The following is a 14,850-nucleotide window of genomic DNA, read 5'->3' on the forward strand; positions in this document are numbered from 1 at the left end:
GTCCAAGCGGGTTGAACAGGCCAAACGGAAGGCAGGACGGTTGTGGGCAGATGTGGTGCGTCAGAATCTACCGTGTCTGCAGCGGTCATCCGGGACGCCGATCCATCAAGCGTTGTCGGCGCTTCGGGATTTTGGTTGGGTGTAAAAAAATGGAATACAATATCATCACTTCAAGATGAGGGATGAGAGTCCAAAAGCGCTTACGATATCAATTCCTGAAAATGGTTCGCTAACTAGTGATTGACAACACCCGTAGTGAACCGAAAAAATGTTCTCCACAAAGTCTTGACTGACTCGTACATAGATGAAAACTTGACATACATGTTACAAAACCATTATAATGAGAATACATTACATGTTCGTAACGGTTTGTTACGTGTATCATTACGCATTCCGAGAGACAGCCTAGTTCGGTTGTCTCTCGTTTTTTATTCCCACATTATTTAAAAAAAAATGCTTATGCAAATATTTAACGAATGTGCATATACTATATATACATTACGCAATCCGCAGTTTAACGCTGCGTATATGATGACGCATGCGGGCTTGAAAATAAGCCCGCATTTTTTTATTGCGTGAAACGAAAAAAGAAAGTAAAATTAGTACCAAGTAATAAAGTTTGATAATAAAAGGAGACGATATTTCCGTGAGTGCAGGAATTATTGGAATTGGACGATATTTGCCGGAACGTATTGTGACGAATAAAGAATTAGAACAACGAATGGATACGTCAGATGAATGGATTCGGACGCGCACAGGGATTGAAGAGCGGCGCATTGCCTCAAATGATATGGATACGTCCGATATGGGTTATATCGCAGCGAAGCGAGCTCTTGATAATGCGGGCATTTCTTCGGAACAAATTGATCTCATTTTAGTAGCGACGGTGACGCCGGATCGCGCCTTTCCATCTGTCGCATGTATGTTGCAAGAAAAGCTTGGGGCGGTGCATGCAGCCGCGCTCGACGTAAGCGCGGCATGTGCAGGATTTATGTATGCGATGGTAACCGCGAAACAATTTATTGAAACAAATACGTACAAATACGTGCTTGTCGTTGGTGTAGAAAAGTTATCAAAAATCGTTGATTGGAGCGATCGAAATACAGCGGTGTTGTTTGGAGACGGTGCAGGGGCGGTTGTCATGGGCAAAGTGTCTGAAGGCCGCGGCATCGTATCGTTTGAACTTGGGGCAGACGGTACAGGCGGAAAATATTTATATCAAGACGATTATGTGGTCATGAACGGTCGGGAAGTATTTAAGTTTGCGGTTCGCCAAATGGGCGAGTCATGCATTCGCGTATTAGAAAAAGCCGGATTGACGAAAGCGGACGTCGACTTTTTAATTCCGCATCAAGCGAACATTCGCATTATGGAGGCGGCGCGCGAACGGCTCGAACTTCCTGTTGAGCGCATGTCGATTACAGTGAATAAATACGGAAATACATCCGCTGCTTCCATTCCGATTTCACTTGTAGAAGAAGTGGAAGCCGGACGCATTCAAGATGATGACCTCATCATTATGGTCGGCTTTGGCGGTGGATTAACGTGGGGCGCTATTGCATTGCGCTGGGGCAAATAGCGATGGTATGATGAAACAAAGGAGTGATGAATGGTGAAAAAAAGACGAGTCGTCGTCACGGGATTAGGGGCTGTCACGCCGTTAGGAAATGATGTTGAAACGACATGGAAAAACATCGTTGCTGGACAATCCGGCATCGGTCCGCTCACACGGTTAAATGCGGACGATTTTCCTGCGAAAGTGGCAGCGGAAGTAAAAGATTTTCAAGTGGAACAATTTATCGATAAAAAAGAAGCGCGCAAAATGGACCGATTTACGCAATATGCGGTCGCCGCTTCCATGATGGCAGTAAAAGATGCTGATTTACAAATTACGGAAGAAAATGCACCGCGCGTTGGCGTCTGGATTGGTTCGGGCATCGGCGGGATGGAAACGTACGAAGAACAGCTTAAAACGTTTTTAGAAAAAGGATATCGTCGCGTAAGCCCGTTTTTCGTTCCGATGATGATTCCGGATATGGCGGCCGGGCAAGTGTCGATTATGCTTGGGGCAAAAGGAATAAACTCATGTACGGTCACCGCTTGTGCGACAGGAACGAACTCGATTGGCGATGCGTTTAAAGTCATTGAGCGTGGCGATGCGGATGTGATGATTACCGGCGGAACAGAAGCGCCAATTACACATATGGCATTTGCGGGATTTAGCGCAGCGAAAGCGCTCTCGTTTAATCCGGACCCAAAAACCGCATGCCGTCCGTTTGATCAACATCGCGACGGATTTATTATGGGCGAAGGGGCTGGCATTATTATTTTAGAAGAATTAGAACATGCGTTAAAACGCGGTGCGCGCATTTATGCTGAAATTGTTGGCTACGGTGCGACAGGCGATGCGTATCATATTACTGCTCCGGCACCTGGTGGAGAAGGCGGGGTGCGTGCGATGCGTCAAGCGCTTCATGATGCGAATATGCAGCCAGAGGACATCGACTATATTAACGCGCACGGCACGAGTACAGAGTATAACGATAAATATGAAACGATGGCGATTAAAGAAGTATTTGGTGAACACGCATATAAATTAGCTGTTAGCTCGACGAAATCGATGACGGGACATTTGCTTGGCGCAGCGGGTGCAATCGAAGCCATTTTCTCCGTTTTATCGATTCACGACGGCGTCATTCCGCCAACGATTAATTACGAAACACCAGATCCAGAATGCGACTTAGATTACGTGCCGAACGTGGCGCGCAAAAAAAACGTGCGTGCGGTATTAAGCAACTCGCTCGGCTTTGGTGGACATAATGCAACGATTATTTTCAAAAAATATGAAGGATGAGGTTCGCCTCATCCTTTTTCACATTTTCCTTTCGTTTATCGTACAATGCGATAACGAAAGGAGGGAATGTTATGGGAGTGATTAACACGAAACATTGGTTTATGGACGATATGTGGCGAAAAAAAATAAAAGAAGATGTGCAACGTCATTTATTTGCGCACGGCATGGCGCGACATAACCAACATGATACGATGAAACAGCTCGCAGAAAAAAACGTATGGATGTTTGTTGCGAAAAAGTTCACAGAACTCCGAAAAGAGTGGGATGGCCCAGACGTGCCCGTATTTATTTTCCCGGCTGATGCCACAAACCGTTCTCTGCAACATGAATTTGGCGGAAAATCAGGCGTCGCTTTTCGCGATCAACTATTTTTATTTTTGCTTCCTCACGTATCGAACGAGCATGTTTATGCCCTCCTTATTCACGAATATAACCACGTTTGCCGTCTCCACGCTGATCCGAAAGAGGAACGGGAATATACGCTTCTTGATCGCATCGTGATGGAAGGATTAGCAGAACATGCGGTGAAGGAGCGACTCGGAAGCGAATATGTCGCAACATGGACGACATATTATACAGAAGAACAACTAAAGCAATGGATGAAAAAATGGATGATTCCAAATCTCTCTATTCGGCCAGACGATGCTCGTTACCGCGCGCTTTTATACGGTTCAGCATTTTATCCGCGCATGCTTGGTTATGCGGTCGGATATATGGTCGTCAAGCGGGCGCTAGAAAAAAAGACGATGATAGAGCTACTTTCGATGAAAGCTGAAGAAATTTTTTTTACGTAACGCATCGTTTAGACGCTTGTTCATACATATAGTAGTGGACAAGGGGGACTGACGGATGCGTTTCTTTTTTTATTTGCTTGGGTTTGGGATGTCGGTCATTGGTGGGACGACGATGATTGCGTATTTAAATATTATGGCGTCGCGTTCAGACTGGAAAGAATATTTGTTGTTTATTAGCACAAAAGTGGAATGTTACTTTTTGCCGATCGGTTTGTTTATGACGTGGTTAAGCATTTTTTTTCCGTCTCATGACGATGGTTAAATTTAGGGTGAAATGGAATAAAATGAACGACCTCTGACCATACTGTGAACAAATCGTTCGAAGTGAGGGGTTATGCATGTTATATCTTCACGATGTTTGGGTGAATTGGTTTGAAGGGGAAGAAAACGGGTATAACGTTTGCCACTTTTATGAGTGGAGAAAAGATGATGCGATTGAGCTGTTAGATCAAGTGCCTGTATTAAAAGTGAGCCCACAGCTGTTTCATTACTTAGAAAATAGTTTGTCGGAAATTCCGAAGCCGCTGCTTGAAGATGTATATCAAAAAGCGTACGTGAGAAAAAATCATGAGCGCATCCAGCTTGAATATTGTTTTATTGCGACAGATGGTTGTGGCATTGTGGCAATTGATACGATCGGTTATCATATTCCGATTCGAAAAAGCCGGCTTATTCCACGCCAAGAACAGCTCGTTTATGAGATGGTGAAAGAACAAGATGTGCGCATATATCCATTTCAACAAAGTGAAAAAGAATACCATATTTTATCGCCGCATCCTGCGCTCATGAGCGGGTTGACACGCAAAGAGCGGCAATTGAAGCAGCTATTATTTATGGCGCTTGACCAGCTGTATGGAACGAAAAATGTCGCTGAAGTGCGCTATTGGTACACGGAATGGGCGCCAGAAAAGTATGCATACATTCAACAAATGTCGTTTGAAGAAGCGTGGAACGGCTTGTACGAAGAAGCGAAATACGGTTGGTCCGAACGGCACGCTCATTTATGCGAACGGCTCGTCAAAGGGCAGCCGTTTTTTGAAAAACTATGGGAAATGGAGCAAGAGCCGAAAGTGAATTAAAAAACTCAGCCCGCGTGGAGCTGAGTTTTTTATCGTCTTTTTCTTCCTAAACCGATGGCGTTTTCCATTTTCTTTAACATTTTACTTGCGACGCGGTTTGCTTTTTCGGCACCTTCGTCTAAAATATCGTCTAATGTAGTGCTTTCCATGAGTTCGTAATATTTTTCTTGAATTGGCGTTAGGGTGTTAATAATCACTTCTGCGACATCTGCTTTAAACTCCCCATATCCTTTTCCAGCATAGCGCTCTTCTAATTGCTCGATCGGCTCGTTCGCTAAAATGGAGTAAATCGTTAATAAGTTCGATACGCCCGGTTTATTTTCTTTATCATAGCGAATAACACCTTCTGAGTCTGTGACGGCGCTTTTTACCTTTTTCTCGATCGTTTTCGCATCATCAAGCAACGTAATGTACGATTTTTGATTCGGATCGGATTTGCTCATTTTTTTCGTCGGGTCAGTGAGCGACATAATGCGGGCGCCGATTTTCGGAATGCGCGCTTCTGGGATCGTGAAAATGTCCCCATATCGTTTATTAAATCGCTCCGCTAAATCGCGCGTGAGTTCAATATGTTGTTTTTGATCTTCACCGACAGGAACGATGTCTGTCGAGTAAAGTAAAATGTCGGCTGCCATAAGCGGCGGATACGTTAACAACCCAGCGCTTACTGCTTCTTTTCCGGCCGATTTGTCTTTAAACTGCGTCATGCGCTCTAATTCGCCAATATAGGCGATGCATTGTAAAATCCAACCCGCTTGCGCATGCGCAGGCACTTCGGACTGAATAAATAACGTTGATTTGTTCGGATCAATGCCGACCGCTAAATAAAAGGCAGCTAAGCTGCGAATGTTTTTCCGAAGCGCTAGCCGATCTTGCGGAACGGTAATCGCATGTTGGTCGACGATACAAAAATAGCAATTGTAATCGTCTTGTAGTTCAACAAATTGTTTCATCGCTCCAATATAGTTGCCGAGCGTAATGACACCGCTTGGTTGAATACCTGAAAAAATCGTCTTCATCGAATCACTCCTTTTCATTTTTTGACAATAAAAAAAGTCCTATCATCTTTAGGGACGATAGAACCGTGGTGCCACCCTAGTTATTGTCATTGCGACAATCACTTTGCCCATGCGGTATGCATGGCGCCTTTGTAACGGAAGGCAAACGTTCAAGCCTACTTTTTTTCAACTTGAATGCTCAAAAGCCCATTCCATACAACTAGCGGCTTGTTCGCACCGTCCACAAGCTCTCTGAACGCCTCGTTATATGTACTATTCTTTGTCATCGCATCGGTTTTTTACAACATTATATGGTGTTCGTTTTTTCATGTCAATAAACGTATGACAAAATAAACGTCACGAACGTTACGAATAGCCCGGCGAAAAAAAAGGGAGCGCCCCACTGCGTTTTTGTTTCATCATCATGCTCGTCTTGGGCATAATAACGCTCGACAGGTGAGCGAAACAACCGCTTAAAACTCGCGATCGTTACATCGAAAAATCCGCGTTCATAAATGAACCGTAAGCCACCGATGATGACGAGCGGTTGAGCGAGAAGAAACGAAACGTTAATAAAAGTAAGCCATTTATGTGCAGAAAAAAGTGCAACCGTTAGCGCAATGAAAAAGACGAGAGAGCTTGTCACAACTAGTTTTTTCACAACTTATCCACCTTTCGTGCTTAATCGCTGTAAAGTATTATACTAAAAAAAGTGTAAATTTTCTATTTACAAATGAATAAAAAACAAATAAAATAGTCATCAAGCTGATTTTATCAAATTTGTGAACAAATCTAACATTTCTCTAAAATGTTAGAAAATTTAAAAAAAGTTCAAAAAAAATCTTTTCAAATATATTAATTCGTTATATAATGTCCTTGTGTTTCAAATCTTCTGATAAATCAGAAGATGGGAATAAATACAATAAACAGATGAGGGGGAAACTCGCATGAAGAAAAAGTTATCTATCTTTTTCGTGCTTCTTCTCGTTGCTTCCATGGTGCTAGCAGCATGTGGCGGCAACAAAGCGGAAGAACCGAAACCTTCAGATGAAGGAAAACAAGAAACACCAGCGAAAGAGCAAGTATTGAACTTGTTAGAAACTTCTGAAATTCCTTCACTAGACTCTACGTTAGCGACTGATGCCGTATCATTCCGCGTCATGAACAACGTATTTGAAGGATTATACCGTTTAGACGAAAACAATCAGCCTACGCCAGGAATGGCTGAAAGCTATGAAGTAAGCGAAGATGGAAAAGTGTACACATTTAAACTTCGCGATGCAAAATGGTCAAACGGAGATGCTGTGACGGCAAACGATTTCGTATATGCTTGGAGAAAAGCGCTTGATCCAAACACAGGTGCTGAGTATGCGTACATCATGTACGACATTAAAAACGCTGAAGAAGTAAACACTGGAAAAGTGCCTGTTGACCAATTAGGCGTCAAAGCAATTGACGACAAAACGTTACAAGTTGAATTGAAAAACCCAATTCCATATTTCTTAAGCTTATTATCGTTCCCAACATTCTATCCACAAAACGAGAAATTTGTGAAAGAGCAAGGGGACAAATACGGTCTTGAAGCAAACACAACAATTTACAACGGTCCGTTCGTATTAAGCGAGTGGAAACATGAACAAAGCTTCCAATTAAAGAAAAACGAACAATATTGGGATGCACAAACTGTAAAGCTTGAAACAATTAACTTCAACATCGTTAAAGACGTTGCGACTGGCGTAAACTTGTATGAAACAAACAAAGCAGACCGCGTTGGTTTAAGTGCAGAGTTTGTTGACAAATATAGCAGCGACAAAAACTTTAAAACAAAATCAGAGCCTGTATTGTTCTTCATTCGCATGAACCAAAAGAATGAAGTGTTGAAAAACGTAAATGCTCGTAAAGCGATTGCGATGGGCTTTGATAAAGAAGCGATGGTTGCGACAATCTTAAATAACGGTTCAAAAGCAGCGAACTACTTCGTTCCAGAAGGATTTGTTACAGGTCCAAACGGAAAAGACTTCCGTGAAGAAAATGGCGATTTAGTAACATTTAACGCTGAAGAAGCGAAAAAATATTGGGAGCAAGCGAAAAAAGAGCTTGGCAAAGACAAAGTGACGCTTGAATTGTTAAACTACGATTCTGAAAGTGCGAAGAAAATTGGTGAGTTCTTAAAAGAGCAACTTGAAACAAACTTGCCAGGTTTAACAGTCAATATTAAACAACAACCATTTAAGCAAAAACTTGACCTTGAAAGCAAAATGCAATATGAGTTATCATTTGCTGGTTGGGGTCCAGACTACCAAGATCCAATGACATTCATCGACATGTTTGTTACAAACGGTGCTCACAACCAAACTGGTTGGTCAAATGCTGAGTACGACAAACTTGTAAAAGATGCGAAAACAACGCTTCTTTCTGACTTACAAGCTCGTTGGGATGCAATGGTAAAAGCTGAGAAAATCTTGTTAGATGAAGCGGTTATCGCGCCAATGTACCAACGTGGTGCAGCGTACTTAGAGCGTGAATACGTGAAAGGTATCGTTGATCATCCATTCGGTCCAGACAACAGCTACAAGTGGGCTTATATCGAGTAATCGAAAAGAAAGGAGAGTATATGTGCGATAAGCATATACTCTCCTTTTGCCTGCTAATCAGTAAAATTTCAAAAAGTTTTTAATTTTTAAGGAGGTGTGCGATATGGCACGATATACGTTGCAACGTCTTATTTATATGATTATTACGCTATTTATCATTGCAACAGCCACGTTCTTTTTAATGAAGCTTCTCCCAGGCTCCCCTCTCCAAAATCAAGAGAAGCTATCACCAGAACAACAAAAAATCATTTTAGAAAAGTATGGTCTAAATGATCCAGTTCCTGTGCAATACGTTCGTTATTTAGGCAACTTAGTTAAAGGAGATTTAGGCGTTTCTTTCCAATATGACAATCGCCCAGTGACACAATTGATTGGTGATCGCATTGGGCCATCGGCACAACTCGGTTTTCAAGCGCTCGTATTCGGGACAATTGTTGGTATTTTGCTCGGTGTGATCGCTGCTGTTCGTCATAATACAGCGGTTGACTATGGAGCAACGGTGTTAGCTGTTTTAGGTATTTCCATTCCATCATTTGTATTCGGTGGATTGTTGCAATATTACATCGGTGTAAAATTAAAATTACTTCCTGTTGCGTTTTGGGATGGTTTTGAGTACACGATCATGCCAACGCTAGCGTTATCCGTATTCGTTATCGCGAGCATCGCGCGCTTTATGCGTACAGAAATGTTAGAAGTGCTCGGTTCGGACTATATTTTAACAGCGCGTGCCAAAGGAATTAGCGGCTTTGGCGTCATTTTTAAACACGGATTGCGAAATGCAATGATTCCGATTATTACAATTCTTGGTCCGATGGCTGTTAACTTAATGACAGGAACATTAGTTATCGAACAAATTTTTGCCGTTCCTGGATTAGGGGAGCAGTTCGTTCGCTCCATTAACTTAAATGACTATCCGGTCATTATGGGAACGACTATTTTCTATAGTGCGTTATTTATTTTTGTTATTTTTATTGTGGACGTGCTTTACGGCTTAATTGATCCGCGAATTCGTTTGGCGGGAGGGAAAAAATAATGACAGAAAAGCAACTATCTCCTGAGTTGTTTGAGCTAGCGACAGAGCGTCAAGGTGATATGGAAAAAATTAATCGTCCAAGCTTAACGTTTTTACAAGACGCTTGGCTTCGATTAAGAAAAAATAAAGGTGCTGTGTTCGGATTAATCATGATTATTGCCATTACGTTGATGGCTATTTTTGCACCGATCATGAGCGATCGTACGTATAAACAGCAAAATTTACAACATGCGAAATTACCACCGCGCATTCCGGTGTTAGAAAATATTGATTGGCTTCCGTTTAATGGAAAAGATATGAACGGCATTGATGTGTACGAGAAACGTGGTGTGAAAGAATATTATTGGTTCGGTACAGACGACCTCGGTCGCGACTTATGGACACGGACATGGTACGGTGCCCGCATTTCGTTATATATCGGTGTATTAGCAGCAGCGATTGATTTATTAATTGGAATTATTTACGGCGGCGTTTCAGGATTTTACGGCGGTCGCGTCGATAACATCATGCAGCGCATTATTGAAGTGCTCGTCGGTATCCCAAACTTAATTGTTGTCATCTTATTTATTCTTGTGTTTGAGCCGGGAATTATTTCGATTACGATGGCGATGGTCATTACCGGATGGGTGACGATGGCGCGTATTGTGCGCGGACAAATTTTAAAACTGAAAAATATGGAATACGTTTTAGCAGCGCGTACGCTCGGGGCATCTGATGCACGTATTATCGGAAAACATTTACTTCCGAACGTCGTCGGTCCAATTATTATTACAACGATGTTTACGATTCCGAGTGCGATTTTTACAGAGGCGTTTTTAAGCTTTATCGGACTTGGCATTCGTCCTCCTGAAGCGTCGCTCGGTTCACTCGTTAATGATGGCTATAAATCGATCCAAACGTTCCCACATTTAATGATGATTCCAGCGTTTGTGATCAGCTTGCTCATTTTAAGCTTTAACTTATTAGCGGACGGTTTGCGCGATGCGCTTGATCCGAAAATGCGTAAATAACGGATGAAAGGGGTGGAACAATGGAAAAGGTACTAGAGGTAAAAGATTTGCATATTTCGTTTGATGTGTACGGTGGGGAAGTACAAGCTGTACGCGGTGTATCGTTTGACTTGTACAAAGGAGAAACGCTTGCGATCGTTGGGGAGTCTGGTTCAGGAAAATCGGTGACGTCTAAAGCGCTCATGCGTCTACTTCCGATGCCACCAGCAAAAATTAAGCAAGGTCAAATTTTATTAGAAGGTCGCGATTTGACCAAGCTGTCGGAAAAAGAAATGCAACGTGTGCGCGGAGCAGAAATTTCAATGATTTTCCAAGACCCGATGACAGCATTAAACCCAACGATGACGATTGGAAAACAAATTACAGAAGTATTGTTAAAACATCAACAAATGACAAAAGCGGAGGCGAAAGCGCGCGCCATTGAATTGCTTGACCTTGTCGGCATTAAAGAGCCAGCGCTCCGTTTTAAACAATATCCGCACCAATTATCAGGTGGTATGCGCCAACGGGTTGTCATTGCGATCGCGCTTGCGTGCAATCCGAAAGTGTTAATTGCGGACGAGCCGACAACCGCGCTAGACGTGACGATTCAAGCACAAATTTTAGAGCTCATTAAAGACATTCAGAAAAAGACAAGAACGTCGATTATTTTCATTACGCACGATTTAGGTGTTGTAGCAAATGTGGCGGATCGCGTTGCGGTCATGTATGCAGGGAAAATTGTAGAGAAAGGAACAGTCGATGAAATTTTCTACAACCCGAAACATCCGTATACGTGGGGGCTGCTTGCGTCGATGCCAAGCTTAGAGCACGGAGATGAAGAATTGTACTCGATCCCGGGCACGCCTCCAGATTTGTTAAATCCGCCAAAAGGAGATGCGTTCGCGCCTCGTAATGCATATGCGTTAAAAATTGATTACGAAATGGAGCCGCCGATGTTTCAAGTGTCTGATACGCACTATGCCGCAACATGGTTGCTTCACCCGAACGCACCGAAAGTCGAACCTCCGAAAGTCGTTCGTGAACGGATGAAAAAGTTCGAAGCATTAACGAAAGATCGAGGAGGGGAGAAGCGATGAACAAACTCGTTGAAGTGAAAAACTTAAAACAATATTTTAAAGTCGGGAAAGGTCAAGTCGTTAAAGCTGTTGACGATGTCACGTTCGATATTTATAAAGGAGAAACGCTCGGTCTCGTCGGGGAGTCGGGGTGCGGAAAGTCAACGACAGGACGCACGATTATTGGACTATATGAGGCAACAGGCGGCGAAGTGTTGTTTAACGGGTTAAGCGTACATCGGAAAAAGTCAGCGAAGGAAGCGAAAGAATTAAAACGGAAAATGCAAATGATTTTCCAAGATCCGTATGCGTCATTAAACCCGCGAATGACGGTTGCGGATATTATTGCAGAAGGAATCGACATTCACGGATTGGCAAAGTCGAAAGAAGAGCGTATGAACCGCGTATATGAAATGCTTGAAACGGTCGGATTAAACCGTGAACATGCGAACCGTTATCCGCATGAGTTTTCAGGCGGTCAGCGTCAGCGGATCGGCATTGCGCGCGCGCTTGCGGTTGAACCGGAGTTTATTATTGCTGATGAGCCTATTTCGGCTTTAGACGTATCGATTCAAGCGCAAGTTGTCAACTTAATGAAAAAGTTGCAACGTGAAAAAGGATTGACGTATTTATTTATCGCCCACGACTTGTCGATGGTGAAATACATTAGCGATCGAATTGGCGTCATGTATTTCGGAAAAATGGTTGAGCTTGCGGATGCGGAAGAATTGTATCGCAACCCGATTCATCCGTATACGAAGTCGCTTTTATCTGCGATCCCGCATCCAGATCCAGAAACGGAACGGACGCGTAAACGGATCATTTACGATCCGTCGCAACATAACTATAAAGAAGGCGAAGACGTGCGCATGCGCGAAATTACGCCAGGTCATTTCGTCTACTGCTCAGAAGCAGAGTATGAAAAATATAAAGCGATGCACAGCTAATCTCTCGTTCGAGAGATTAGCTTTTTTCGTTTGCTGTACTAAAGAATTATACAATATTTTGATTCGTTTGACTATTTTGTTTTTAAAAAAAGCTCCGAGATTATTTCGAAGCTTTTTTTCCGCCAACTGTTTTCCAGCCGGTTTGAATATGTTCGCTCATCGCTGTATGTAACCGCTTTTTTTGTCCGCCAAATATGTTTTCACCGATGCCGTTTAAAATGACGCCCATCAGCGCGGTGATACCGATGACTAAAATGGCAACAATCGTAAAATCGATAAAAAATTGCGCCATGTTATTTCCCCCTTTGTTTGCCATGTCTATTTTTATTGTAGAGAAAATTTCAAATGAAAGCAACGAAAAATGAAACTGTTCGTATTGGACAACCGTATATTATATGTGTGAAGTGAAAAAAAGGTGTATCTTTCTAAACTTTTTTGTTGTATAATGTACGTTGTAGAGTTTTTTAAAGTCATTTTAAAATAAGATGTGTTTTAATACAGAAATGTATTCCAGCAACCCATTTTTAAGGGAGTGATATATATGGTTATCGTGTATTCATCGCCAAGTTGCACGTCTTGCCGAAAAGCGAAAGCATGGTTAGAAGAGCATCACATTCCGTATACAGAGCGCAACATTTTCGCGGAGCCGTTAACGATTGAAGAAATCAAAGGCATTTTGCGTATGACAGAAAACGGGACGGATGAAATTATTTCAACAAGATCAAAAATTTTTCAAAAGCTAAACATTCAAGTCGACTCGTTGCCGTTACAAGATTTGTATGAAATTATTCGTCAACATCCAGGACTGTTGCGTCGTCCGATCATTATGGACGAAAAGCGTCTGCAAGTTGGATACAACGAAGATGAAATTCGTCGCTTTTTACCGAGAAAAGTGCGCACGTATCAATTGCGTCAAGCACAACAGCTCGTCAACAGCAAAGGCTTAGCGTAACATACACGCTAAGCCTTTTATAGTAATGGAGAAAGAAGACGGGCGGTTGACTCCGCAATGCGCATCCAAAGCGGGCGCTGCTGAAATTGTTTCATATTTATTTTGGTTGAGTGATGGAAGTCATCGATAAAGTCATCGACTAGCTTTTGTACGCTTGGCGTTTGATATAAAAACGCGTTCACTTCAAAGTTTAAATGAAAGCTGCGCATATCCATATTCGCTGTGCCGATCGAAGCAAGTTCCCCGTCTACGACGATAATTTTGCTGTGCATAAACCCTTTTTCGTATTCATAAATGGTCGCTCCTGCCTCTAATAATTCTGGAAAATAAGAGCGGGAAGCGTAAAACACAATTTTTTTATCGGGTCGCTTCGGCACAAGCAGCCGGACGTCGATGCCGCTTAATGCAGCGACTTTGAGCGCCGTGAAAATATCTTCATCTGGAATAAAATACGGAGAGGCAATCCAAATGGAACGCTGAGCCGATGTAATCATCGCAAAAAATAAATGTTTAATGACTTCCCATTTCGTATCTGGTCCACCAGCGACAAGTTGGACGCCTCCGATTGCCTCATCAACGGTTGGAGCACTTAAATAGTTCATCGTCAACAATTGCTGTCCCGTCATGTAATACCAATCTTGCAAAAAAATGAGTTGTAACGTGCGAACCGCTTCACCGGAAACGAGTAAATGCGTATCGCGCCAAAAGCCAAAATAGTCGTTTTTCCCTAAATATTCATCGCCAATATTTAACCCGCCGACAAAACCGACTTTTCCATCAATGACGATAATTTTGCGATGGTTGCGGAAGTTGATCGTATTGTTTAAAAACGGCAAGCGAACAGGAGAGAACGGAATCATATCGACGCCTGCTTCGCGCATTTCATGTATGTACGTTTTTGGTAGTTTCCAACTTCCGACAGCATCGTATAAAAAGCGGACGTGCACCCCTTTTTTTGCTTTCGTCATTAATATGTGCTTTAGACGTTGACCGATGTCGTCATCGCGAACGATGTAATATTCAAGATGAATGTGGTGCTCTGCTTTTTCTAATTCCGCAAAAATGGCGGTAAACGTTTCTTCTCCATTTGTCAAGACATGCGTTTTTGTTGCTGTTGAGATGGACTCTTTCGTCAATCGTTTCGCTAGTTGTAACAACGATTGTTGATGAGGTTTCATATACAGTTTTCGCTCTTGATCGGCACGATTTGTTTCAAGTTTGCGAAACGTTTGTTCATCGAGTAGCGCCTTTTTTCGAAAAAGTCGTTTTTTGCGATAATTTTGCCCGAAGAACAAATAAAAAATAAAGCCGACGAGCGGAAAACTGCCGAACAAAACGAGCCATGTGAGCGTTTTTGTCGGATGGCGGTTTTCTAAAAAAATGACGAATGAAATAAAAATGACGGACAAGGTGACAAGTAAGCTGAACGTTCCGAGCAGCCAGCCTTCCCAATAATCTTTCGTTACCGTTAAAAAGCCGATAAAAACAAGGATAAATAGTGCAACCTTTAAAGCATTTCTCATGTCTCATT

The 14,850-nt window shown here is 42.5% G+C and carries 15 protein-coding genes, 1 pseudogene and 1 other annotated feature; of the genes and pseudogenes, 12 read left to right on the forward strand and 4 right to left on the reverse strand.

The genetic code is table 11. From position 1 onward, the window contains the following. The 6 genes and pseudogenes from LH47_RS15000 to LH47_RS02725 form a co-directional block, all read left to right on the forward strand. Window positions 1-145: pseudogene (locus LH47_RS15000) on the forward strand (UPF0236 family protein); the annotation flags it as partial. Between the two features lie 501 nt (window positions 146-646). After that, window positions 647-1,579: a beta-ketoacyl-ACP synthase III gene (locus LH47_RS02705; RefSeq protein WP_043964565.1), complete on the forward strand. Its 933-nt coding sequence runs from the start codon at window positions 647-649 to the stop codon at window positions 1,577-1,579. A 33-nt stretch (window positions 1,580-1,612) separates the two neighbouring features. Beyond that, window positions 1,613-2,854 carry a beta-ketoacyl-ACP synthase II gene (gene fabF / locus LH47_RS02710; protein ID WP_043964711.1) on the forward strand — a complete coding sequence of 414 codons (1,242 nt, stop codon included), beginning with the start codon at window positions 1,613-1,615 and terminating at the stop codon, window positions 2,852-2,854. A 71-nt stretch (window positions 2,855-2,925) separates the two neighbouring features. Then, window positions 2,926-3,648 carry a DUF2268 domain-containing protein gene (locus LH47_RS02715; protein ID WP_043964567.1) on the forward strand — a complete coding sequence of 241 codons (723 nt, stop codon included), beginning with the start codon at window positions 2,926-2,928 and terminating at the stop codon, window positions 3,646-3,648. A 55-nt stretch (window positions 3,649-3,703) separates the two neighbouring features. Then, window positions 3,704-3,910 (forward strand): hypothetical protein, encoded by a 207-nt coding sequence (locus tag LH47_RS02720; protein WP_021094748.1) that lies wholly within the window; start codon window positions 3,704-3,706, stop codon window positions 3,908-3,910. 76 nt (window positions 3,911-3,986) lie between these two features. Then, the gene (locus LH47_RS02725; protein ID WP_043964569.1) at window positions 3,987-4,727 is read left to right on the forward strand and encodes a YjbA family protein; all 741 of its coding nucleotides are present in this window, start codon (window positions 3,987-3,989) and stop codon (window positions 4,725-4,727) included. Between the two features lie 29 nt (window positions 4,728-4,756). Here the strand turns inward: LH47_RS02725 and trpS are convergent, their stop codons facing one another. Together trpS and LH47_RS02735 are read right to left on the reverse strand one after the other, a co-directional pair. Next, window positions 4,757-5,746, reverse strand: coding sequence for a tryptophan--tRNA ligase (gene trpS / locus LH47_RS02730; protein WP_043964571.1), 990 nt, complete (start codon window positions 5,744-5,746; stop codon window positions 4,757-4,759). A 47-nt stretch (window positions 5,747-5,793) separates the two neighbouring features. Further along, window positions 5,794-6,021: a binding site (T-box leader), on the reverse strand. 35 nt (window positions 6,022-6,056) lie between these two features. Continuing rightward, the gene (locus LH47_RS02735; RefSeq protein ID WP_043964573.1) at window positions 6,057-6,386 is read right to left on the reverse strand and encodes a DUF3899 domain-containing protein; all 330 of its coding nucleotides are present in this window, start codon (window positions 6,384-6,386) and stop codon (window positions 6,057-6,059) included. Window positions 6,387-6,672: 286 nt separating this feature from the next. Between LH47_RS02735 and LH47_RS02740 the strand changes: the two genes are divergently transcribed. From LH47_RS02740 to LH47_RS02760, 5 genes are all read left to right on the forward strand, one after another. After that, a complete protein-coding gene (locus LH47_RS02740; protein ID WP_043964575.1) occupies window positions 6,673-8,319 on the forward strand; it encodes a peptide ABC transporter substrate-binding protein in 1,647 nt (548 codons plus the stop codon). 103 nt (window positions 8,320-8,422) lie between these two features. Next, complete coding sequence (gene opp3b, locus LH47_RS02745) at window positions 8,423-9,352, forward strand: oligopeptide ABC transporter permease (RefSeq protein ID WP_003395390.1); 930 nt, start codon at window positions 8,423-8,425, stop codon at window positions 9,350-9,352. Continuing rightward, window positions 9,352-10,362: an oligopeptide ABC transporter permease gene (gene opp3C, locus LH47_RS02750; protein ID WP_084221234.1), complete on the forward strand. Its 1,011-nt coding sequence runs from the start codon at window positions 9,352-9,354 to the stop codon at window positions 10,360-10,362. Before opp3b ends, opp3C begins: the two co-directional genes overlap by 1 nt. A 20-nt stretch (window positions 10,363-10,382) precedes the next feature. Next, window positions 10,383-11,441 carry an ABC transporter ATP-binding protein gene (locus LH47_RS02755; protein ID WP_043964581.1) on the forward strand — a complete coding sequence of 353 codons (1,059 nt, stop codon included), beginning with the start codon at window positions 10,383-10,385 and terminating at the stop codon, window positions 11,439-11,441. Next, window positions 11,438-12,367: an ABC transporter ATP-binding protein gene (locus LH47_RS02760; protein ID WP_043964583.1), complete on the forward strand. Its 930-nt coding sequence runs from the start codon at window positions 11,438-11,440 to the stop codon at window positions 12,365-12,367. Before LH47_RS02755 ends, LH47_RS02760 begins: the two co-directional genes overlap by 4 nt. A gap of 100 nt (window positions 12,368-12,467) precedes the next feature. Here the strand turns inward: LH47_RS02760 and LH47_RS02765 are convergent, their stop codons facing one another. Continuing rightward, window positions 12,468-12,659, reverse strand: a complete 192-nt coding sequence (locus LH47_RS02765) for a hypothetical protein (protein WP_043964585.1) — start codon at window positions 12,657-12,659, stop codon at window positions 12,468-12,470. Between the two features lie 249 nt (window positions 12,660-12,908). Between LH47_RS02765 and spxA the strand changes: the two genes are divergently transcribed. After that, the gene (gene spxA, locus LH47_RS02770) at window positions 12,909-13,319 is read left to right on the forward strand and encodes a transcriptional regulator SpxA (protein WP_043964587.1); all 411 of its coding nucleotides are present in this window, start codon (window positions 12,909-12,911) and stop codon (window positions 13,317-13,319) included. Window positions 13,320-13,336: 17 nt separating this feature from the next. Here spxA and cls read toward each other — a convergent pair whose 3' ends face one another. Next, entirely contained in the window at window positions 13,337-14,842 is a 1,506-nt protein-coding gene (gene cls, locus LH47_RS02775; RefSeq protein WP_043964589.1) for a cardiolipin synthase, read from the reverse strand. Window positions 14,843-14,850: the final 8 nt, after the last annotated feature.

This window comes from Anoxybacillus thermarum, assembly GCF_000836725.1.
GTDB lineage: Bacteria > Bacillota > Bacilli > Bacillales > Anoxybacillaceae > Anoxybacillus > Anoxybacillus thermarum.